Consider the following 22,403-nt stretch of genomic DNA (forward strand, 5'->3'; position numbering starts at 1 on the left):
GCGGAAGGGGCCAATGGACGGGTGTTATGGATCGTGAGGAGATCAAGGCTCATTGGCGGGACTGGGCATCGAAATTCGGCACCGCGCTCGGCGCCACCACCAGAACCGGAACCGCGAAAATGCTCGAGATCGACGCATTGGCGCGCCGAATGTCCGCGATCGGGCTCGGCGATGCGCCGGCACACGTTCTCGAAGTCGGTTGCGGCAATGGCTTGAATTGCTTTGGCCTTGCCGCACGATTCCCGCAGATGCAACTCGATGGCATCGACTATACCGCAGAAATGATCGAGGCCGCGCGTGAAGCAGCCGTTGCCAACGGCTTCCAGGACAGGTCCACATTCCGAATCGGCAATGCACTCGAACTTTCGGCGACACCGGGCTTGCTGGCGCAATACGACGTCGTTTTTACCGATCGCTGCCTGATCAACATCGAATCGGTCGAACTGCAGATGCGCGCCATAACCGGCCTAGCCGCAAGGGTGCGGAAGGGCGGACATCTGATCATGATTGAGAATTCGACGGCGACCTACGATCGGCAAAATCATTGCCGCACCTTGCTGGACCTGCCTGCGCGCACGCCCGCCGCATTCAACCTGTTCTTCGACGAAACACGCATCCTGCCGCAACTCAAAACGCTCGGCCTTGAGGTCGAGATCGAGGATTTCATTTCGCTTCACGACCTGATGCTCTATGTGCTGGTCCCGGCCATCAATGGGGGCACCGTAGATTACGACCATCCGCTGGTCCACGCGGCAACCCGGCTCAACATGGCGGTATCAGCGGAGATTTTGAGCGCCTTCGGCGCCTTTGGGCAAGGCCGGATGTTTGTCTGTCGGAAACCTTGATGCCGGAAGCTGACGCCAGCCGACTCCACAGTGGCCTGTTTCTGGATCTCGACGGCACGCTTGCTGACAGCCTGACGGCGCTGAAAAACGTCTACTATTCCTTCCTCGCCGCCTTCGGCGCGAGCGGCGACGAGGTCGAGTTTCAGGGGCTCAACGGGCCGCCACTTGGCGAGATTATCGAACGGCTGAAGATGACTCACAAGCTGCCTGGAACACCGGCCGATCTCCTGCAAAAATACTCGGCCATGGTGTCGCAGGCGCACCAAAGCGCCCGTCCCGCTGCCGGCGCACATGAATTGCTGGCGCACGCCCGCGCGTGCGGATTGAAGATCGCCGTAGTTACGTCGTCACCTAAATTGTCCGCGCAAAAATGGCTCGCATTCAGCGGGCTCGCCGACAAGATCGACGATGTCGTCGGCGGCGATGAGGTGAGCGCAGGCAAGCCCACCGCCGAACCCTACATCAGGGCACTGAGCCGGCTGAATTGCTCGGCCGCCCTGTCGCATGCCGTCGAGGATTCCCGCATCGGGGCGATGTCGGCGGTTGCCGCGGGGCTCAAAACGTGGGCATTGGCGGCGCCGAACAATCGCGCCGGGTGGCCCGGCCAGGTCGTGTTCATCGAGCGTCTCACCGATCTCCTTGGAAGGATGCCGGCATGCTGAATGCTCGCGTGCTTCAGTCGGCGCCGAGAGTAACACTGGGAGCGGCAGCGCCAACCATCGGCCCGGACATCGAGGCGCGCGTGGACGAAATCTGGCAGCGCGAAAAAGAGCGCCGCTCCCACGAGCTCTACAACGGGCGATTGTTCAGCGTCGATCATTGTGATGCCAAAACGATCGTCGGCTGGATTTCGGAGTACCGCTACTTCCTCGCGCAACGGCGCGAGCCGAGCCTTCTTGCCGCGCTCAAGATCAAACCGCTCGCCGTCACGGGTGTCCTGTCTTGTCCGGATGGTGTTTTATTCGGCCGGCGTAGCGCTCGCTCCGAGATGGACGCCGGGTGCTGGGAGCTGGTGCCGTCAGGCAGCGTTGACGACGCGGCAGTCGGTCCGGCCGGCCAGGTGAGCCTCGAACGATGCCTTCTGATCGAACTTGAAGAAGAAATCGGCATCGGAGCATCCGAGATGTCGGCGCATTGCAGAGCCGTTGCGCTCGTCGAGGATCCGCAAAGCCATGTCACCGACGTCGGAATTATGCTCTCGACCGCCTGCTCGGCTGCGCAGATCCAGCACCGCTTTGCGACGCTGGAGAATCGTGAATATTCCGAGCTTGAAATCGTTGCACCCGCCGAAGTGCAGGCATTTCGGCAGGACCGAGCCGACTCGCTGGGCGCTGTTTCCGCTGCCCTTTTGGATATCCTGATGCAATCCGGCTTGAGCGCCGGCTTCCTGAGCAGCGGCTTTGAAGTCTCGCAAGATGCAAACTACAAGAATTTGAAATAGCTTATTAAAATCTTCAAAAATCCGTGGCAGCCCCGATGCAGCTTTGATCTTCGCCTCGCAAACCGGCTGCCGGGGTGGTCATTTCCGCCAAGTGGCAGCGTTGCTGCGAACCGTGCCTTCCAATGCGCATCAGGAGCGTAAATTGTAATGCAGAGCCCGGAACTCATCATCGCGGGGCGCAAGATCGGCCCGGACTATCCTCCTTACATCATCGCCGAATTGTCGGCGAACCATAACGGCAAGCTTCTGAAGGCGCTGGAACTGATCGAAGCCGCCGCCGCCAGCGGCGCTGACGCGATCAAGATCCAGACCTATACGGCCGACACCATGACCATTCCTCACGATGGCGAGGAGTTTTTGATCAAGGGCGGCCTGTGGGACGGCTACAAGCTCTATCAGCTCTACCAGCAGGCCTACACCCCGTATGAATGGCATGGGCAACTGTTCGCGAAGGCGCGTGAGCTTGGGATCACGATCTTCTCCAGTCCCTTTGACGAGACTGCTGTCGACCTGCTCGCAGGGCTCGATGCGCCCGCCTACAAGATCGCATCGTTCGAGGTGATTGACCTGCCGCTGATCAAATATGTCGCCAAACAGGGCAAGCCGATGATCATTTCGACCGGCATGGCCAGTCTCGGCGAAATTGAGGAGGCGGTCGAAACAGCGCGCAGCAACGGCGCCGGCGGCATCGCGCTCTTGCACTGCACCAGTGCCTACCCCGCTCCGATCGAGGAAGCGAATGTGCGCACGGTGGCGCACCTAGGCCAGGCCTTCAACGTCGTGTCCGGCCTTTCCGATCATGCGCCGGGCTCCGCCGCCTGCGTCGCTTCGATCGCGCTGGGCGGCTCCATAATCGAGAAGCATTTTACGATCTCGCGCGCCGACGGTGGTCCGGACGCAGCGTTTTCGCTCGAACCGCACGAGTTCACGCGGTTGGTCAACGACTGCAAGTCCGCATGGTCCGCGCTCGGATCTGTCGACTATGGCCTCGTCCAGAGCGAAAAGGCCAACACGCGGTTTCGCCGTTCGATCTACGCAGTCAAACCGATCAAGGCGGGGGAGCTTCTGACAAGTAAGAATATCCGCGTCATCCGGCCCGGCTTTGGCCTGCCGCCAAAACATCTGCCCGACGTCATCGGCCGCACCGCCGCGCGCGACATCGCTTATGGCGAAGCGCTAAAGTGGTCAGCGATAGCGTGACAACCCCGCTCTCGCGCAGCTAACGTTGGTTGAACAGAGTCCGGAAGAGATTAATCCCGGTCGCAAACCGCATCGAACGCGGGAAATGCCTCTCTCGAAACCAGCATTGGCAGGTCATTTCGGAGAAACGACTTTATATTTATGAAGAGAGGATCTTCTTCCAATCTGAAATTAGACAACGCCAGCGTCGCACTGCGAAAATATTCTGCAGGAGCCCAACGCTTATCGGGAATCAAGATCGATTTACTGCGAAATCCCTGGAGCAAACAGTAGGAATAAGCCAATGCGCGCCGACGCTGCTCCACCGGCATCGACCAGGCTTCTCGCGACACATTCAACAGAATGTTCCTCAGAGCTTCCATGCTGGACGCCTCCTCGACAATACCGAGGCCAGAAAACTTGTCTTCTCCCGTCGCGATCATTCTATGTCCAGCCGCGGCCATTTCGTAGAGAACCGTTCCACGAACCGTGAGGCCGGCATCGCAATGCTTCATGACCTCGCCGGCGCTGAGGGCGCCGTTTGCAAACCCGACATTTCTGATGTCGGCGCAGTATTCACGCAGCGTATCCCATGAACGCTTCCGGTCGTAGCTGTTGTTCAGCGGGTGCGGCTTTATAATCAAGTTGAGATGTGTCAGTTGCCGCACAAGATCAACGACGTCGACAACAGCTTGCCAGTAATCGTCCGAGAGTTGCTTTGGTCGCGTCAGCGGGGCGTCCTGAAACGCATGCGCAAATACGCAGACCGTCCGATTCGTTGGATTTACACCGCAGCTCTCAAGGAAGGCCTCGCGAGAGGCTGGCAGCTGCTCGACAACATCACGGTTCAATAGCGGCTCGATAGTCCGCGCCAGCGTGCCTTCAACAGTGCCGTCGAATCGGTCAAGCCTGGGGTCATCCAGCAGAGCTTGATCGAAAGCGTACCTTTCCAGCATCTCTTTGCAGTCTCTGGGAAGACCGGACGACAGGTCGGTTAGATCCCGATATCGCGTAACAGCAACTGGGATATACTGTTCTACCAGGAATGTTGGCGCCCCGTGCATGGCTGAAAAATCAGCCAGCTGTCCCGATCCCGAATAGCAAATGTGCCCCAATACACTCGCTCGAATCCAGGACTCTCCGAACATCATGGGAATGGCTTCGTAGTCGGCCAACACGAGCTTTGCGACTGCGATGAGTTCGTCGCTCAGGTTATCGATGGTGCCGACACCAAATCGTCTCAGAAATTCATTGTAAATCAGAAGACCGCGTCGCGGGGATTTCGGCTCTGACAGTGACCGAATTGCTTGCCTGAGCGAGGATCCCGACTTTCCCTGCAGTCGCTTGCGGAGATCACTCTCTACGTTGGCTGACCAGACAGAATCAGACAGGAAACGATTGCGAAATTCGGAAATATTGTAAAAGCGACTGACGCCAAACGAGCGAGCGAGCGCCTGGTTCGCTTCAATGTTTGCCTTACTAACATCACCAAAGCCATCGGCGAAAATTCCGACGATTTCACCTCCCCATATGTGCTGTATGCACTTCGCAATGACGCAATTCGCAAACAGGTGGAAGTGCGCATCGTCATTGTGATAAAGATCAAGTATTAGGATACCGCCGGACTTAGGCGCGGTATAGGATGTCCAGAACCGCCGATTTTCGTGCAGAAACTCGCCAATATTCATGGTGTCACGAAGATTTCTGCGATCTGTTCTTCAAATTTATGATCGCAAACCAGCCCGAAAGATCACGTTCTATAGGTAGATCTCCATCCGAGGTCCAGTCGGCCCGGAATCTCAAAACAACAATTTAGATCCTCACGTTTCGAGCGCATGGGATAACTGTTCCATGACGTAATCCTGCTGTTCGACGCTCAGGTTTGGATGAATAGGCAACGTCAATGCGAAGTCGTAATATTTTTCGGCAGCCGGAAAGTCGCCACGGGAAAATCCCAGGGCCCGGTACCATGGTTGCAGATGGACCGGGATGTAATGGACGTTGACGCCAATACCTGAAGAGCGCATCGCCGCAAAAACCTCGGCGCGAGTACGCCGTACGGTTTCATCCAGTTCAATGACATAGAGATGCAACGCCGAGAGAGTGCCCTCCGGCACGAACTGGCGAATCACAGGAAGATCAGAAAGCCCTTCGTGATAACGCGCCGCGATCGTCTGCCTTCGGCCAACGAATTCGACGAGGCGATCAAATTGCCTTACGCCGAGCGCCGCCTGGATGTCGGTCATACGGTAGTTGAAGCCGAGCATCACCTGCTCGTAGTACCAGGGGCCTTCGGGAACGGCGGTCATATCAGCGGGATCGCGCGAAATGCCATGGTTACGCAGCAGGCGCATGCGATGGGCGATCTCAGCAGACCGCGTCGTCGCCGCTCCGCCTTCTCCTGTTGTCACAATCTTGACGGGATGGAAGGAAAAAACGGTAACGTCAGCGAGCTCGCTCGAACCGACGGGCCGATTCTGGTAGTATCCGCCAACAGCATGGCTCGCGTCTTCAAGAATGCGGAAGCCGTATCGATCCGCGAGGTGGCGGATAGAGGCAAGATCTGCGGAAGTGCCGGCGAAGTCCACTGGAACGACGACCTTTGGCAGGGTGCCGTCGCGCTCAGCCGCTTCGAGCTTGGTGGCTAGTGCCTCGACATCCATGTTGCGGGTCTTGGCATTGATATCGACGAAATCGACGATCGCTCCGCAGTAGAGACCGCAGTTGGCGGAGGCTACAAAGGTGTTCGGCACCGTCCAGAGTCGATCCGATGGGCCGAGCCCGAGCGCGAGACAAGCGACGTGCAGCGCCGCAGTCGCTGAGGAAAAGGCTACCGCTTCAGGCGCGTCGACCGCTCGCGCCAACGTCTCCTCAAACCTGGGGACCATCGGCCCTTGGGTTAGGAAGTCAGACCGAAGAACTTCGACCACCGCCTCGACATCGGCGCTGGAGATGTCCTGACGGCCATAGGGAATCATGTCTTGGCCCGTTCATAAAATTTCCGGATTTGTTCCACAGAGTAACGGACGGGGTTTGTACCGGAGTTGTACTCGAAACCTCGCGCCACAGGAGCACCTGTCTCACCGAGACGGTTCTTCAAATAATCATAACCGCGATCGTGGAACCTGATCGACGGCCGCATGACATAATGTTCGCTGAACTCCAGTGTCAAATGGCTATTATCCGCAGGGCACAATATCTCGTGCAGCTTTTCGCCGGGCCGGATACCAATCAGGTTCTGTGGCAAGTGCGGCGCCATCGCCGTTGCAAGGTCGACTATCCGGATCGACGGCAACTTCGGTACAAAGATTTCGCCGCCTTGCATGCGTTGGAAGCACTTCAGAACGAAGTCGACGCTCTCCTGCAACGATATCCAGAAACGAGTCATCGCGGTGTCGGTAATCGGCAATGACGTCGTACCTTGCGCTATCAGTTTTTCGAAAAATGGGACCACCGATCCGCGCGAGCCGGCGACGTTGCCGTAGCGCACGACCGAGAAGGCGGTACGCCGTTTGCCTGCCATATTGTTGGCAGCAATGAACAGTTTATCAGATGCAAGCTTGGTAGCGCCATACAGGTTGATCGGATTAGCCGCCTTATCGCTCGAGAGCGCGACCACCTGCTCAACGTCGTTGGCAAGCGCGGCTGCCACAATGTTCTCGGCGCCATGAATGTTGGTGCGGATGCACTCCATTGGATTATATTCAGATGCTGTCACCTGCTTCATAGCGGCAGCATGGACGATATAGTCGATCCCACGCGTCGCTTCGATCAACCGCTCACGATCACGCACATCGCCAATTAGCCAGCGAATACAGGGCGCATTCACCTCCTGCTGCATCTCGAATTGCTTGAGCTCATCGCGTGAGTAGAAAACGAGCCGCGCCAAGTCGTAGCGTTCGAGTAATACATTCGCAAATTTGCGCCCGAAAGAGCCTGTACCGCCGGAAACAAACACGGATTTGCCGTTGAACACTTGGACCTCTCTTTAACCTGGGAATGGCGTAACCGAAGTCCACGCGATGTCAATGACGGGACGGTCAGACTAAATCAACGAAGGGGAGAGTGGCGGTGGTTAGCACCCCGCCGTGAATACGTCCACGCCGGTAGTCTTGAGGCTAGCGGAGACGCCGCGTGACACGAATGCCGCGCTCTCGCCACCGAACTCTACGCGCGACGCAGCCCTCGGCTTGTTCCCAGTTCGGAGCCACCAGACCGAAGATTTGCCGCGATGCTTCACGCATCCGCCTATCGTGAAATGGTGGGATCGGCAATCCGCATATCATCTCCGACCACGATGCCGCGACTGTCTCCCAGTTGGGCGATCTATTAAGACCGCAAGGTCGGCGACCCTCGGCCACTCGGCCTGCGTCGGAGATACACGCCTGTACCGGGCGGCAATCTCGATGACACCGCCGCTGGCGAGGCCGCTTCAAGGGGAATAAAAACGTTCATCGAGGCGGTCGATCCTAATCATCACGGCGCGGCGCTTGCCAATTGGTTCGCTCGCAAGCGGACGGTCCCGTTTGGTCGATCGCGCGCGCTTGGCTCGCGGGACCAAGAGCATCGATTTGACGATGTTCTTCACGGGCAAGTCGCTGTTGAGGTCAAGTCGCTTCCAGAGACGCCATTACTGATCGACGTCCTGCAAAGGTCGGCCGGCGCGCGCTTGGCATGGTCAAGCAAGGGTCTGGCAGGCGGTGACGCTGAACTCGCCGCGACACGCGAGCAACGAATTGCGAACGTCACAAAAATCTTTGAAAATTCCGCAAACTACAAAGGGCAAAGTGAAGCGCCGTCGGCCACTGTTATCGGCTGAAACGATCTTCGATTGCGCAAGTATTTTTTCGACGACGCTCTCTTCTCGTATTCCAATCTTTACGACAAACATCGCGCGACAACGGACGGGGGTTGCGCTGCAAATGAAGTTGCGGCCGCGGAAATCCCCTTCCGCACCGATTGCTGGCGCATCTTAACCGTTGGCACAGGACCGCACCCACAGCTAAGCATTTCGTACATACGACGGACGAGCCATCGCATCGGTGAAGCGGCATTCGAGAACGCCGTTCAGCTTGCCGAGCTTGGGGCAGAAATCTTGCCGCACACGCTTCGGCACACCGCGGCGGCGTGGCTGATGCAACGCGGATCCATGGCAGGCCGCGGGCGATCTGGGCATGTCGCTCGATGTGCTGCCCAACAGCTATGGTCATCACCACACTCATTTATCTGTTTTATCTGTCCGACGCGGTGGAGAAGATCGCCAAACACGAAACCAAGATCGGACGAAAGCCAACCGAAAACGGAATCGTTTCTGGTGCGATAACTGGGGCGGCAAACACGCGCGCCGCCCGGAGGTAGTGGCAACTATCTGATTTTGCTGGTGGGCCCGGCAGGACTCGAACCTGCAACCAGACCGTTATGAGCGGCCGGCTCTAACCATTGAGCTACAGGCCCGGGCCGGAGATCGCGTGCAACCGACCTCGGCGCAGGCATCCTTTACAAGGTCGGACGCCGCGCGGCAATCGGCGTTCAGCCCGGAAGCACCCCCGCAGATGGTCGAGGCTTGAAAGGATCTGAAATACAAAAAGGGGGATGCGCGCCGAGGGCCCGGCGCGCATCTCATGGCCACGACCGCCGCCTCAGCTAGAAGGTTGCCCGGGCTTTCACATAGAACGTGCGCCCCGGCTGCGGCAGGCCCCATGCCAGTTCGTAGTTCTGATCGAGCAGGTTCTTGACGCCGCCCGCCAGTTCGACATTTTCCATCAGCTTGTAGCTGACATTGACGTTGGCGAGCGTATAGGCCCCGGTGCGGATATAGAGATCGGGAAAGGCAGCGCGGATCGGCGCGTTTTGAGCCTGAGTACCGACCATGACGTCGCTCCAGCGGTCGCTGGCGATCTCAACGCTCGGGGTGACGGTGAACCGATCGATCGGCCGCCATGTGGTATAGAGGAAGGCCTTGTGGGTCGGCACGCCGCTCGGCCTGAACCCGGGAACGGACACGTCGCTGACGTCGCGCTCGATGAAAGTATAGTTGCCGCCGAGCGCGAACTGCGGCGAGAACTGCTTCTCGAACGACATCTCGAAGCCGTAGAAATTGCCCTGGTTGATGTTCTGCGTCTGCGATTGCGTCGGGCTGACGCGAACCGCCTGGATCAGGTCACGCACGTCGCTGTAGAAAATCGCAGCCGTTGCCCGCAGATCCGAAGTGACGCGGCCTTTCCAGCCCAGTTCGTAGTTGGTGGCGCGCTCCGGGCCCAGGTTGGGATTGGGAATCGCGGTGCCGAAGCGCTGGCTGTAAAGCTCGAAGATGGTCGGGAAGCGCGTGCGATCGGACACGCTGAAATGAAGCTCCCCGGTGTCGCTGTAACGCCAGATCGCCGCGGTCTGCCAGTTGAAGGCGTCAGATCCACCCTTGGGGTATTCGTAGATGAACCCGCCGGTGCTGTTGAATTCCTCCGCCTTGTCGATCCAGTATTTGTCGTAGCTGATGCCACCCACCAGATCGAAGTTCGGCCTGACGTGGAAAGTATTTTCCAGCGCGGCCGACCACGTTGTCTGCGCCTGATTCTGCTTCGGCTCGACAAACCCTCCGGACGGAAGGGTCGGCTGGTTGTGATTCCACTCGGTATGGAAATCTTCCCGATAATGAAACGCCGCCTTCAGCGTGTTCATCGGGATCAACTCGGTGCCGGCCTCGACCGAGCCGCCGCGCGCGTTGTCGTCATAATAACTGTTGAAGCGGCCGTTACTCGATTGCGTCGTATAGGAGATGTTGTCGTATGCCGAGAGCAGATTGTAGAATGTATTATAGTAAAGTTTGGTCTTGACGTAGGAAGCGTCGCCAAGCTGGGTGTTCGACATGAATGCGAGGTTCTGAACGTCCCACGCCGGCCAGCGCCAGAAGCTGTTCTGGCTCGACGGCGGATTGTTGTAGACGTTGAGAGGAGCGCCCTTTTCGCCGGACTGCTTGATGAAGTTGATGCTGTATTCGTCGGTGGCGTTCGGCGTGAAACCGGCCTTGAGGTTGACGCGCCAATCGCGGGTATCTGACCCGTTGCGCCTGCCGCCATCCTCAAGCGAGCCTGCATAAGGACCTTGCGCCGGATACGGCGAATAGCCTTGCGACAGCGACCAGAAGTCCTGATTGAGATAGTTGGCGCTGCCCTGAACGTAGAATTTCTCCTGGCGCGAGCCGAGCATCGCGTAGCTGTTCCAGCCCTCGAACGCCCCGCGATTGTCGAACGCGGTGCCGCCGCTGAATTCGCCCTCGAACGGCTTCACCGGCTTGCGCGACACCAGGTTGATGGCGCCGCCCATACCGCCCGGACCGTCGAGCACTGACGCATAGCCCTTCTGAATCTGGATTTCGGCGATGTCGCCGGTGAGGAAGCGGCTGAAATCGAGCCGGTTGTCGGCGGGCAGATAGACGCGCACGCCATCGATCATCAACGGCACCTGCCAGCGTCCGAAGCCGCGCACGAAGATATCGGTCTCGTTGCGCTGACCGGCGGTGGACTGGGTGCTGACAACGCCCGGCACGAGGTTCACAGCCTGTTCGAGGGTCTGCTTGTCGAACGTCCAGGTCTGCTCGCGCGTTACCGTCGAGCCGCCGACGCCAGTTCCGCCCTGCCCTGCGCCGGAGACGTAAATCTCGCCGAGCTGATAAACTCCGCCCCGATCCTGCGCTTCGGCGCCGACCGACATCGCAACAACGGCTACCGATGACAGGAGCACGCTCCTGCCCATAAACCTCGTTGATAGTCTCACGCCCGCCCCCTCGCCCTCACGATTCGCTATATATAATTGAATATATTGATATCGAGGAAGGCTGAGCCCGGCACGGCGGCATATTGACGCATATATAGCGAAATCCCACAACGGTCGGGCGATAAACGGGTCGACCTGGTCGCGCTACTGTCCGCCCCCCTCGCTCCCCATGTCCGCAGCGACAAAAAGCCGGTCTCCCCACCGGAAAAGTTAACCCTTCGCTAACCATACGCTGGGCAAATTTTGCCGGGTGGAATCCGGGTTAAGTCGAGTGTCGTCAGCCGCGTAGAACGGGAGGATCCCGTGGACGCCAGTGCGGTGCCTCACTTTCGGAACGGCGGCCCTTCGGCCGCCGCGCAGACGCTCGGGGCGCGCGAACGGCATTCGCGAGGGGAAACGGCGACGATGGCGGGCATCACGGCGGGTCAGGGCGCGAACGCTCCGGTCTCGGGTTTTCCGAGCTTCAGCGAGATCGGAACGATGCTGCGGCGCGGCGATCTCGCGCTCGCCTTCGGGATTCTGACCATTCTTGTGGTCCTGATCCTGCCGCTGCCGTCTGTCATCCTCGACCTGTTTCTGGCGATCTCGATCACGCTGTCGATTCTGATCCTGATGACCGCGCTGTTCATCCAGGCGCCGCTGGAATTCTCCTCCTTCCCGACCGTGCTGCTGATTGCGACCATGCTTCGGCTGTCGCTCAACCTTGCCTCGACGCGGCTAATCCTGTCGCATGGGCACGAAGGCTCGGCCGCCGCCGGTCACGTCATCGAGGCGTTCGGCAACTTCGTGATGGGCGGCAACTTCGTTATCGGCATCATCGTATTCGCGATCCTGGTGATCGTGAACTTCGTCGTCATCACCAAGGGCTCCGGCCGTATTGCCGAGGTGGCGGCGCGCTTCCAGCTCGACTCCATGCCCGGCAAGCAGATGGCGATCGACGCCGACCTTTCCGCCGGCCTGATCGACGAGAAGACCGCCAAGGAACGGCGCAAGGCGCTGGAGGACGAAAGCGGCTTCTTCGGCGCCATGGACGGCGCTTCGAAGTTCGTGCGCGGAGACGCCGTCGCCGGCCTGCTCGTCGTTTTCATCAACATCATCGGCGGCATGATCATCGGCATCGCGCAGCAGGGCTTGAGCTTCGGTGATGCGGCGCACAGCTACACCCTGCTGACCGTCGGCGACGGTCTCGTGACGCAAATTCCCGCCCTGATCGTCTCGACCGCCGCCGGCCTTCTGGTCTCCAAGGCCGCCGTCACCGGCGCGGCCGACAAGGCGCTCATGAAGCAGCTATCCGGCTATCCGCAGGCGCTCGGCATGTCGGCCGGCGTGATGCTGGTGCTGGGACTGCTGCCGGGCATTCCGATGCTGCCGTTCCTCGCGCTCGGCGGCGGCGCTGCGGCGCTGGCCTGGACCTCGCGAAAGCGTCACGGCATCGCTGCCGCGGAAGCGCAAGCGGCGGCATCCTCAGAAGCCAAGGCCGCAGCGGCGCAGGCCGCCGCCGAGGAGCCGATCTCGACGGCGTTGAAGATCGACGACCTGAAGATCGAGCTGGGTTATGCGCTGTTGCCGCTGGTCAACGGCCCGGACGGCCAGGATCGGCTCACCGAGCAGATCAAGGCGCTGCGCCGGTCGCTGGCGATCGAGATGGGATTCGTGATGCCGGCGGTGCGGATTCTCGACAACGTGCAGCTCGAGGCCAACACGTACATCATTAAAATCAAGGAGGTCGACGCCGGCTCCGGCCGGATCTGGCCGAACCAGTACATGGTGATGGATCCTTCCGGCGATCAGGTCGACGTCCCCGGCATCCACACGACCGAGCCGACCTTCGGGCTGCCGGCGACGTGGGTCGATGCCTCACTGAAGGAAGAGGCTTCGCTGAAAGGATATACAGTCGTCGATTCCGCGACCGTGGTTTCGACCCACCTCACCGAACTGCTCAAGACCAACATGTCGGACCTGCTCTCCTACGGCGAGGTGCAGAAACTTCTGAAGGATCTGCCCAAGGAACAAGGCGAACTGGTCAAGGACATCGTCCCCGCCCAGATCACGATCTCCGGCATCCAGCGCGTGCTCCAGCTTCTGCTCGCGGAGCGCATCTCGGTGCGCGATCTCTCCACCATCCTGGAAGGCATCGCCGATGCGCTGGCCTTCTCGCGAAACCCGACGACGCTGGTCGAGCATGTGCGTGCCCGCCTTGCGCGTCAGATCTGCGCCCAGAACACCTCGGTCAACGGCTATCTGCCGCTGGTCGCGCTGTCGGCGAAATGGGAGCAGGCCTTTGCCGAATCCATCATCGGCCAGGGCGAAGAGCGCAGCCTTGCGATGCAGCCCTCGAAGCTGTCTGAATTCATGACCGCGGTGCGCGACCGCTTCGAACAGGCCGCCCGCGAAGGCGAAGCGCCGGTGCTGGTAACCTCGGCTGCGATCCGGCCGTTCGTCCGTTCGCTGGTCGAGCGGTTCCGCGCCCAGACCCCCGTGCTGTCGCAGGCCGAAATCCATCCGCGCGCCCGGCTCAAAACCGTCGGCAGCATCTGACGGCCTTCGAATCGCAGCCGCCGGGGATGCGGCATTTTGGCATCAGACAAGTGATTTAAATCTGACCGGCCAGAAACGCTCGCTCTACGCGCGATCCAAGGGAGGTTTAACGTTAAAACGCTGAAACAATTGCAAAATCATCAGCTGATCGGCAAGTTTCAGAGCGATTTGATCGCGCGGCTTCACACCTTTTCACGGCCTTGTGATGGGCTCTTCGGAACGTCGTGGGCGCTTCCTACGTTTTCAGGGCGCGAAACCATGAACCTGTAGACGGACGACCGAGACACATCTCCAAAGGAAGTTTAACGCCGGGAGGCTTCCAATGAACCACTCGATTTACAGCGCGGATCGGATGACCCACTTGAAGGTCGTGGTTGTCGCGCTCGTCGCAGGAATCGCGGTAGCCGGTTTCGCCATTTCGGCGCGCATGAATGTCGACGACGGCTTTACGCAAACTGCCCGCGTCATCAAGGTTGGAAAGCCGATGGCGATCACAAGCTCTGACGCAATGGTGGTTCGCTGATGAATTTAAGGAATCACGAGGCTTCTTTACATTGCCCCCCGAAGTCGCCGCGTGAGTCGTAGAGGACCCCACTCACCCCAAGTGGACTACGATGGAAAACGCCCGCCCCCCACGGGCGTTTTCTTTTGCACCAATGAAACGTCGGCGCAGCGGTCGCCAGTCCAGTTCAGACCGTCCCAGCATCGTCGGCCAGCCCCGTAATGGAGCCCAGGCCTCGTACTAAACAAAACCCGGGTGCGCGACCCGGGTTTTGACGTATCTGAATTTTCGATCTGCGGTTCAGGCGATGGCGGCGTTCATGCGCGCCCGCATCAAACCGATGCTGTCGAGATCGGCCTGCTCGCGCGCGCTCTCTTCCGCGCGTTCGCGTGCCTGGTCCCGCTCGTCCAGCAGCTCGACCTTCTTTAGCTCCTCGAAGGCTTCCGCAAGATTTATCCTGGCCTCTTCAAGCTGGACGCGCAGTTCGTCCGCCGAGCGGGTCAGGTTTTCGCGGCGCTGGATCGCCGCCTTGGCATAGGTCGGATAGGCAAAGTGCGCTGGATCGTTGATCCCGGCGCGCTCCTGCTCGATTTCGATCTCACGCTCCAGATCGACCGACATGCGCTGGAAGTCAGCGATCATGCTCTCGATCTGGGCCACCCTCCGTCGCTTCTCCTCGACCTGGAATTTCCTCAGGCGGATCAGCGTTTCACGCGACTTCATCGACTCGTACTCCTCCAGAAGTCCCCATCCGAGCAGGACACACTGGCACCGCTTGCGGCCTCGCCGGCACCCCTCTGATAACAAGCAGATGATGACCCGACAAAGTTAGCTTTCCGTTTCCAAGGTCTTAAGGATTTGCTGCAACCGCCGGTAGCCGTCCTCGATGCTGGTCACCTCGTCCTTGGCCTGGCGCAGGAAATCTTCCAGGACAGGATTGAGCCGGATCGCCTCGTCGACCTCCGCGTTGGAGCCCGCCCGGTAGGCGCCGAGGCGGATCAGTTCCTCCATGTCGGAATAGGTGGCCATCACCTGCCGCCCGCGCGTGATCACCGGCAGGAAGGCCGGATCGGCGGATTTCGGCATGGTGCGCGACACCGACTTCAGAACGTTGATCGCGGGATAGCGACCGCGCTCGGCGATCGAGCGCTCCATCACGATATGGCCGTCCAGAATGCCGCGCACGGCGTCGGCCACCGGTTCGTTGTGGTCGTCGCCATCCACCAGCACCGTGAAAATGCCGGTGATGGTCCCCTTGTCGGCGCCGGGGCCGGCGCGTTCCAGGAGTTTGGGTAGTTCGGTGAATACAGTCGGCGTGTAGCCTTTCGTGGTCGGCGGCTCGCCGGTCGACAATCCGATTTCGCGCTGCGCCATTGCAAAACGCGTCACCGAATCCATCATGCACATGACGTCCTTGCCCTCGTCGCGGAAATATTCCGCGATGGCGAGCGTCAGATAGGCGGCCTGCCGCCGCATCAAAGCGGGCTCGTCGGAAGTCGCGACCACGACCACGGATCGCGCAAGTCCTTCCTCGCCCAGGTCGTCCTGCAGGAATTCCTGCACCTCGCGGCCGCGTTCGCCGACCAGTCCGATCACCGAGACGTCGGCGTCCGCGTTGCGCGCCAGCATCGACAGCAGCACCGATTTGCCCACGCCGGAGCCGGCGAAGATGCCGAGCCGCTGGCCGCGGCAGCAGGTCAAGAACGTGTTCAGCGCGCGCACCCCGAGATCGAGCGGCTTGCCCACTCGCATGCGCGAATGCGCCGGCGGCGGCGAATTGCGGAACGGCACCGGCACCGGCCCCTGTGACAACGCTCCCTTGCCGTCGATCGGCTCGCCCATGGCGTTGAGAACACGGCCGAGCCACGCGGCCGAAGGACGCACCTGACTGGAGGCATTCGCGATCACGGCGCGACAGCCGCGCCGCACCCCGTCGAGGCCGGCGAAAGGCATCACCACGGCATTGTCGCCGCTGAAGCCGACCACCTCCGCCGGGATGACGCGGTCGCCGCCCGTCTCAATCACAATGCGCGCCCCGACCGACATCGCGTGGATGGGGCCTGCAATCTCCACCATGAGCCCGCGCACGCCGACCACGCGGCCATAAGTATTGACGCGCTCGATATCGCCGAGTTGCTCGGCGAGGCCCTTCATCGCGAAAACCTTAAGTTTCCGCGCCGTAGCAGACCCCCTTTAACCTCGTGTTTACCCGCATCGTTAATCATTGCGTCACTGTCTTTGGTGACTGAGCGCGCCTGCCTTCAGGATGAAGGTGAGTCGCGGGAGTCGGTTAAGTCTGGCTTTTAATGTGGAACCTGAGCGCAAGCGGATAGGAAAAGCTGCTTCTATGCAACATCTTAGGGCGATTCGATGAAAATTGCACCGTTTGATCTTGCACAACAGAATCAGTTTTTGTTAACCATACGCGGTCAGGATCCGAATCAGTTGCTTAAAGGCGTTTCCAGTGCCGCAAGTATTGCGGCCGGCCTGACGCCCGGCGCGGCGACGATTAGGGGACTGGCATGCGCGTTTTGCTGATTGAGGATGATAGCGCCGTCGCGCAGTCGATTGAGCTGATGCTCAAATCCGAGAGTTTCAACGTCTATACGACGGATCTCGGCGAAGAAGGCGTCGATCTCGGCAAACTATACGACTACGACATTATCCTTCTCGACCTGAACCTGCCCGACATGTCCGGTTATGACGTGCTCAAGCAGCTTCGCGTCTCCAAGATCAAGACACCCATTCTGATCCTCTCCGGCCTCGCCGGCATCGAGGACAAGGTCAAGGGTCTCGGCGTCGGCGCTGACGACTACATGACGAAGCCCTTCCACAAGGATGAACTGGTCGCCCGCATTCATGCGATCGTGCGCCGTTCCAAAGGGCATGCCCAGTCGGTGATCCAGACCGGCGATCTCGTGGTCAATCTCGACACCAAGACGGTGGAAGTCGGCGGTCAGCGCGTCCACCTCACGGGCAAGGAATACCAGATGCTCGAGCTGCTCAGCTTGCGCAAGGGCACCACGCTGACCAAGGAAATGTTCCTCAACCACCTCTATGGCGGCATGGACGAGCCGGAGTTGAAGATCATCGACGTCTTCATCTGCAAGCTGCGCAAGAAGCTCGCCAACGCTTCGGAAGGACGCAACTTCATCGAGACCGTTTGGGGCCGCGGCTACGTCTTGCGCGAACCGCATGAGGACGACGTCCGCATCCCGGCCTGACCTATTTCACCGTTCCTCCCAGACTGGACCCCGCCGCGTTTGGCGGGGTTTTTGTTTGTGGATCGGTACCGGCCTGTTGTCGTGAGATCACATTGGAATGTCGCGTTTCTCACCTCTCCACGCCGGGGGAGAAAACCGACGAAGCACAGACGATTGGTGAGGGATGTTCAATATTAAGTCCGTACCCTGCCGGGCGTCTGGCTGCATGAACCCGTCGCCGGGTTACCTCGACTGACACCGCAGGACTGATGATCCGGGCTGAGGGTATCCACGGGGGCTGACATGATCCTGCAATCGCTGGCCGGGCTGCCGGCATTCCTGCTCTATTTCTGCACGGGGCTGATCGCGGTCCTGCTGTATCTGTTCGTCTATACGCGCGTCACGCCGCATGACGAATTCAAGCTGATCTGCGACAACAATCCTGCCGCCGCGATCGCGCTCGGGCTCAGCCTGATCGGCTTCGTCATTCCGGTGGTCAGCGCCATCATGCACACCGTCAACGTGATCGACTGCCTGATCTGGAGTATGATCGCGCTGATCGTGCAGATCGCCGTCTACTACATCGTGAAAATTCCGGTGCCCAACCTGTCGGGCCGAATCGCCGCCGGCGAACTCGCGCCGTCGATCTGGCTGGGCCTGTCGTCGATCGCCGCAGGCGCGGTCAACGCGGCATCGATGGTCTATTGACCATGGCAAGGCCTCCCGCCGAACCGTTCGGGAAACGGCGTCTGCCGCCGCTTGAACCCTCATCGCCTCCGCCAAAACGCTCCGGGCGCGTCGCGCTGCTGGTGATGGGCACGCTCGCTGTCGGCGGAGGCGCCTATGCGCTGATGCCGCACGACAATTGCGAATCCAACCGCCCCGGCGTCGCGGCGTCCGCAACGCCTGGTCAGGCCGCCACCGCCTGCAATTCAGGTTCATCGAGCAGCGGACACGGTAGCGGCTGGTCGTCGCGATCAGGCTATTACGGCGGCGATTCCTCCTCCAGCCATTCCTCATCGTCATCCGAAACCGGCAGCGGACCGATCACACGCGGAGGCTTCGGCGGCTTCGCCCATGCGATTTCGTCTCATTTCTCCGGCGGCTGATCCACCTTCCGGATTGCGAGCTTCGATATGCAACGCATCGCCTGCCCCGAACGCGACGACTGGCAGACCACGGCCGAGAACGCGGGCTTCGCGTTTCATACGCTCGATGGCGAGCGTTACTGGGACGAGCGCGCCTATTACGCGTTCACGCTCGAGGAAATCGAACAAAGGATCGAGGCGCCGACCGGCGAAATCCATTCCATGTGCCTCGAACTGGTCAGGCGGGCGATGAATGACGAGAGCGTGCTGCGCCGCCTCAGGATTCCGCAGGCCTGCTGGCCGATCCTCACCGATAGCTGGCGGCGCGGCGACGCCACCCTCTACGGCCGCTTCGACTTCTGCTTCAGCGGTCAGGGCCCGGCGAAACTGCTCGAATACAATGCCGACACGCCTACCTCGCTGTTCGAAACCGCGGTGTTTCAATGGACCTGGCTCGAACAGGCGATGGAGCGCCAGATCATCCCGAACGGAGCCGATCAGTTCAACTCCATCCATGACAGACTGATCGCGCGATGGCGGGGGATCGCACCGAACGGCCATCTGCACCTGACCGGGCTGTACGAGAACCCTGAGGATGCGGTGACGCTGAACTATCTCGAGGACACCGCCCGGCAGGCCGGCCTGCAGACGACGTCGCTGGAGATCGAAAGTATCGGCGTCGACGGTACCAGCCAATTCGTCGATCTCGACGATCGCCGCATTGAGCTTGCGTTCAAACTCTACCCCTGGGAATGGATGCTGCGCGACAGCTTCGGCTCGCGGATTCGGACCGCATCGACGCGCTGGATCGAGCCGCCCTGGAAGGTCGTGCTCTCCAACAAGGGAATTCTGCCGCTATTGTGGGAGATGTTTCCCAATCACCCCAACCTGCTGCCCGCCTATTTCGAAGACGACGCCGCGGCGAGCAGGCTCGGCAGTTCTTATGTGCGCAAGCCGATCTATTCACGTGAAGGCGCCAACGTCGAACTGGTCTGCGATGGAACGGCGCTGGACCGGCAAGGCGGGCCCTATGGCAGCGAGGGGGTCGTGCGGCAAGCCTGCGCGCTGCTCCCAAGCTTCGAAGGCATGTATCCGGTCATCGGAAGCTGGATCGTCGGCGATCAGGCATGCGGGCTATCGATCCGCGAGGACGCGAACCCTATCACAGGCAACACGTCGCGCTTTCTGCCGCACGCGATCCTGTGAGGCGCGCGGCGCGCCGTCACTCCTGACGCAAAGGCGGCGAAGGCCTTGCGTTCCAAGCGATCCGGAAATCCCGACATGCAATCCGTCCCGCCCGCTCGCAGGCGAGCGCCCGGAGGCGGGAATGTTGGCAGGCCCTATGCGCGGGCTGCGGACCTGGCCGACAGCATGCCCGGAACCAGCGACGGCGCGCTGACGTGATTGGGCCGATAGAGACCGCGTTTGTCCGGATGAGGCTTGAACGCGTCGGTCAACCCGACCACGGTTTCCGCGGCGCCGAGCGCGAGAAAACCGTCGCTCTCCATCCGCTTCGCAAGCCGCTGGAAAATGCTGACCTTGGTTTCCTGATCGAAATAGATCAGCACGTTGCGGCAGAAGATCACATCGAACGTGCCGAGGTGGGAAAAATCCTGCAGCAGGTTGAGCTGACGGTGCTGGACCATCGCGCGAATGTCGGCGTTGATCTGCCAGAGTTCGCCGACCTGCTTGAAATACTTGATGAGCAACTGAATGGGCAGCCCGCGCTGCACCTCGAACTGACTGTAGAGGCCGGCTCGCGACTTTTCGAGCACCTCGTTCGACAGATCGGTGGCGACGATCTCGGTGCGCCATCCGGCCAACGCCGGACCGTATTCCTTGAGGCACATCGCGATGGAATAAGGCTCCTGTCCGGTCGAACCGGCGGCGCACCAGATCCGCAGACTGCGGCGAGCCGCACGGGCCTGTGCCAGCGCCGGGAGCACAGTATCCCGCAGATGTTCGAACGGGGTCTTGTCGCGAAAGAAGAAGGTTTCGTTGGTGGTCATCGCCTCGACGACCTCAACGATCAGCGCTCCCGCGCCGTTCTTCATCTTCTGCACAAGGTCGCTGATGCCTGAAAGGCCGGCCTTTCGCGCAAGCGGCGTCAGGCGGCTCTCGACCAGATATTGCTTGTCGGGGGCGAGATCGAGTCCCGACTGGTCCTTCAGGAACTTGCGCAGATACTCATAATCAAGCGGTGTCACGAATGGCCTCCCGCAAACAACCGAACGAGTTTCGGTGCAATTTGTTGAAGCGGCAAAACGGCCGCGCAAATTCCTGCCTGGGCGGCGGCGCCCGGCATTCCCCACACCACGCTGGTCGCTTCGTCCTGCGCGATGACACTTCCTCCCGCGGCGACGATCTGCTTGCCTCCGCGCATGCCGTCCGATCCCATCCCCGTCAGGATGACGGCCAGAATTCCCCCCTGCCAGATGTCGATCGCAGACGTGAACAGCGGATCGACGGCCGGTTTGCAGAAGTTCACCGGCGGACCGTCGTCGAGCGCGATGGCCCCGCCTATGCCCTTTCGCACCACCCGCATGTGGCGACCACCCGGCGCAATATAGATTCGTCCGGGCTTCACGGCCTCCTCGTGCACGCCCTCCTGCACCGGACGTCCGGCAACCCGCGCCAGATGTTCTGCGAGAATGGTCGTGAAGGTCGGTGGCATGTGCTGCGTGATCAGCACCGGAACGGTGTCGATCACAGGCGCTATTCCGGCTACCAGCGTCATCAGCGCCTGCGGCCCGCCCGTGGACGAACCAATCAGCAGCACGCGCGGGTGCAGCGGACCGAAGGGCCGCAGGAGCGGTGCGGGTTGCGCCGGCGCAGGAGTGGCCTGAGCGAGAGTCGGTTCGTGCGGCGCCAGCGGTGGCGCGGCGACCGCCGGACGACGGCGCTTTGCCGTGAGGTTCCGAATCTTCTGGATCAGGTCGTGCTTGAAGATATCGGCCGCCGCAATCTCGCGGGTGCTCTCCGGCTTTGGAATGTAATCCGCCGCGCCGAGCGACATGGCCTTGAAACTGATCTCCGCGTTGCGACGGGTAAGCGTCGAGGCCATGATGATGATGAGATCGGGTTTCTTGGCCAGCAGTTGCGGCAACGCGGAGATGCCGTCGAGACCTGGCATTTCAATGTCGAGGACGACAACATCGGGATTGGCGCGCTCGACCTGGCTGACCGCATCGAGCCCGGTGCGCAGCGAAGCCGCGACCATCATGTCAGGCTCAGCCTCGATCCAACGGGAAATCAGCCCGCGAATGACGACCGAGTCGTCGACCACCATGACGCGCAGCGGCTCATGCCGTCCCGAATCCAAAGCCGCCGGACTTGCCAAAGCAGTACTCATGACCCACCAGACGCAACCACGAACAAAGACGATTTATGCGCCGGGCGATCCGGTACGGCGCGGCTAATTTCAGATCAGACCGATTTCGTGAAACTTCGCCGTCACGATGTCCTTGTCGAAGGGCTTCATGATGTATTCGTTGGCGCCGGCATGAAGCGCGCGGGCGATGTGCGCGACATCGTTCTCCGTGGTGCAGAACACCACCTTCGGCTGATCGCCGCCGGGCATCCGACGCAGGTTGCGAAGGAATTCGTAACCGTCCATGACCGGCATGTTCCAATCCAGCAGCACGGCATCCGGCAGTTCGCGCTTGCAGGCGTCAAGCGCCTTCTCGCCGTCCTCCGCCTCGACGATATGGAAATTGAAGCCTTCCAGGATACGCCGCGCGACCTTACGGATAACGCTCGAATCATCCACGACCAGACACGTTTTCATTTCGGCCTCCGCTTCTTTCCAACCTTCATGACGGGACGTTTTCCCGATAA

Annotated in this window: 20 protein-coding genes and 1 tRNA gene; 11 read left to right on the forward strand and 10 right to left on the reverse strand. The window is 60.3% G+C overall.

Annotation, left to right across the window (positions count from 1 at the left end):
- Positions 1 to 26 precede the first annotated feature (26 nt).
- From ACS3WB_RS09455 to pseI, 4 genes are all read left to right on the forward strand, one after another.
- Positions 27 to 845 carry a class I SAM-dependent methyltransferase gene (locus tag ACS3WB_RS09455; protein ID WP_438275306.1) on the forward strand — a complete coding sequence of 273 codons (819 nt, stop codon included), beginning with the start codon at positions 27 to 29 and terminating at the stop codon, positions 843 to 845.
- Complete coding sequence (locus ACS3WB_RS09460) at positions 845 to 1,507, forward strand: HAD family hydrolase (protein WP_438275307.1); 663 nt, start codon at positions 845 to 847, stop codon at positions 1,505 to 1,507. Before ACS3WB_RS09455 ends, ACS3WB_RS09460 begins: the two co-directional genes overlap by 1 nt.
- Positions 1,508 to 1,587: 80 nt before the next feature.
- Positions 1,588 to 2,286 carry an NUDIX domain-containing protein gene (locus tag ACS3WB_RS09465; protein ID WP_438275308.1) on the forward strand — a complete coding sequence of 233 codons (699 nt, stop codon included), beginning with the start codon at positions 1,588 to 1,590 and terminating at the stop codon, positions 2,284 to 2,286.
- 147 nt (positions 2,287 to 2,433) lie between these two features.
- A complete protein-coding gene (pseI, locus tag ACS3WB_RS09470; protein WP_438275309.1) occupies positions 2,434 to 3,486 on the forward strand; it encodes a pseudaminic acid synthase in 1,053 nt (350 codons plus the stop codon).
- 50 nt (positions 3,487 to 3,536) lie between these two features.
- On the opposite strand, the gene ACS3WB_RS09475 is transcribed toward pseI, so the two are convergent.
- The 5 genes from ACS3WB_RS09475 to ACS3WB_RS09495 form a co-directional block, all read right to left on the reverse strand.
- The gene (locus tag ACS3WB_RS09475; protein ID WP_438275310.1) at positions 3,537 to 5,153 is read right to left on the reverse strand and encodes a hypothetical protein; all 1,617 of its coding nucleotides are present in this window, start codon (positions 5,151 to 5,153) and stop codon (positions 3,537 to 3,539) included.
- Between the two features lie 132 nt (positions 5,154 to 5,285).
- On the reverse strand, positions 5,286 to 6,443 hold the full coding sequence (pseC, locus tag ACS3WB_RS09480) for a UDP-4-amino-4,6-dideoxy-N-acetyl-beta-L-altrosamine transaminase (protein ID WP_438275311.1): 1,158 nt from the start codon (positions 6,441 to 6,443) through the stop codon (positions 5,286 to 5,288).
- Positions 6,440 to 7,441, reverse strand: coding sequence for a UDP-N-acetylglucosamine 4,6-dehydratase (inverting) (gene pseB / locus ACS3WB_RS09485; protein WP_438275312.1), 1,002 nt, complete (start codon positions 7,439 to 7,441; stop codon positions 6,440 to 6,442). The genes pseC and pseB overlap by 4 nt, the downstream gene beginning before the upstream one ends.
- A gap of 1,402 nt (positions 7,442 to 8,843) precedes the next feature.
- A tRNA-Ile gene (locus tag ACS3WB_RS09490) sits at positions 8,844 to 8,919 on the reverse strand.
- A 189-nt stretch (positions 8,920 to 9,108) separates the two neighbouring features.
- On the reverse strand, positions 9,109 to 11,202 hold the full coding sequence (locus ACS3WB_RS09495) for a TonB-dependent receptor plug domain-containing protein (RefSeq protein ID WP_438275313.1): 2,094 nt from the start codon (positions 11,200 to 11,202) through the stop codon (positions 9,109 to 9,111).
- 336 nt (positions 11,203 to 11,538) lie between these two features.
- Between ACS3WB_RS09495 and flhA the strand changes: the two genes are divergently transcribed.
- Positions 11,539 to 13,773 carry a flagellar biosynthesis protein FlhA gene (flhA, locus tag ACS3WB_RS09500; protein ID WP_438275314.1) on the forward strand — a complete coding sequence of 745 codons (2,235 nt, stop codon included), beginning with the start codon at positions 11,539 to 11,541 and terminating at the stop codon, positions 13,771 to 13,773.
- 322 nt (positions 13,774 to 14,095) lie between these two features.
- Entirely contained in the window at positions 14,096 to 14,296 is a 201-nt protein-coding gene (locus ACS3WB_RS09505) for a hypothetical protein (RefSeq protein ID WP_438275315.1), read from the forward strand.
- A 279-nt stretch (positions 14,297 to 14,575) separates the two neighbouring features.
- Here the strand turns inward: ACS3WB_RS09505 and fliJ are convergent, their stop codons facing one another.
- Positions 14,576 to 14,998: a flagellar export protein FliJ gene (gene fliJ, locus ACS3WB_RS09510; RefSeq protein WP_438275316.1), complete on the reverse strand. Its 423-nt coding sequence runs from the start codon at positions 14,996 to 14,998 to the stop codon at positions 14,576 to 14,578.
- 105 nt (positions 14,999 to 15,103) lie between these two features.
- Positions 15,104 to 16,429 (reverse strand): flagellar protein export ATPase FliI, encoded by a 1,326-nt coding sequence (gene fliI, locus ACS3WB_RS09515; protein WP_438275317.1) that lies wholly within the window; start codon positions 16,427 to 16,429, stop codon positions 15,104 to 15,106.
- Between the two features lie 216 nt (positions 16,430 to 16,645).
- Here fliI and ACS3WB_RS09520 point away from each other — a divergent pair, with 216 nt between their 5' ends.
- From ACS3WB_RS09520 to ACS3WB_RS09540, 5 genes are all read left to right on the forward strand, one after another.
- Positions 16,646 to 16,813, forward strand: a complete 168-nt coding sequence (locus ACS3WB_RS09520) for a hypothetical protein (RefSeq protein ID WP_438275318.1) — start codon at positions 16,646 to 16,648, stop codon at positions 16,811 to 16,813.
- Positions 16,798 to 17,499 carry a response regulator transcription factor CtrA gene (ctrA, locus tag ACS3WB_RS09525; RefSeq protein WP_412772022.1) on the forward strand — a complete coding sequence of 234 codons (702 nt, stop codon included), beginning with the start codon at positions 16,798 to 16,800 and terminating at the stop codon, positions 17,497 to 17,499. Before ACS3WB_RS09520 ends, ctrA begins: the two co-directional genes overlap by 16 nt.
- A gap of 282 nt (positions 17,500 to 17,781) precedes the next feature.
- Complete coding sequence (locus tag ACS3WB_RS09530) at positions 17,782 to 18,186, forward strand: DUF350 domain-containing protein (RefSeq protein WP_438275319.1); 405 nt, start codon at positions 17,782 to 17,784, stop codon at positions 18,184 to 18,186.
- A 2-nt stretch (positions 18,187 to 18,188) separates the two neighbouring features.
- Positions 18,189 to 18,587, forward strand: a complete 399-nt coding sequence (locus ACS3WB_RS09535; protein ID WP_438275320.1) for a hypothetical protein — start codon at positions 18,189 to 18,191, stop codon at positions 18,585 to 18,587.
- Positions 18,588 to 18,614: 27 nt separating this feature from the next.
- Positions 18,615 to 19,772, forward strand: coding sequence for a glutathionylspermidine synthase family protein (locus ACS3WB_RS09540; protein WP_438275321.1), 1,158 nt, complete (start codon positions 18,615 to 18,617; stop codon positions 19,770 to 19,772).
- Between the two features lie 134 nt (positions 19,773 to 19,906).
- Here the strand turns inward: ACS3WB_RS09540 and ACS3WB_RS09545 are convergent, their stop codons facing one another.
- From ACS3WB_RS09545 to ACS3WB_RS09555, 3 genes are all read right to left on the reverse strand, one after another.
- The gene (locus tag ACS3WB_RS09545) at positions 19,907 to 20,773 is read right to left on the reverse strand and encodes a CheR family methyltransferase (protein ID WP_438275322.1); all 867 of its coding nucleotides are present in this window, start codon (positions 20,771 to 20,773) and stop codon (positions 19,907 to 19,909) included.
- The gene (locus ACS3WB_RS09550) at positions 20,770 to 21,918 is read right to left on the reverse strand and encodes a protein-glutamate methylesterase/protein-glutamine glutaminase (RefSeq protein ID WP_438275323.1); all 1,149 of its coding nucleotides are present in this window, start codon (positions 21,916 to 21,918) and stop codon (positions 20,770 to 20,772) included. The genes ACS3WB_RS09545 and ACS3WB_RS09550 overlap by 4 nt, the downstream gene beginning before the upstream one ends.
- Positions 21,919 to 21,987: 69 nt before the next feature.
- Positions 21,988 to 22,353, reverse strand: a complete 366-nt coding sequence (locus ACS3WB_RS09555; protein ID WP_292612902.1) for a response regulator — start codon at positions 22,351 to 22,353, stop codon at positions 21,988 to 21,990.
- Positions 22,354 to 22,403 lie beyond the last annotated feature (50 nt).

The organism is Nitrobacter sp. (assembly GCF_051535215.1).
In the GTDB taxonomy this organism is placed as follows: Bacteria; Pseudomonadota; Alphaproteobacteria; order Rhizobiales; family Xanthobacteraceae; genus Nitrobacter.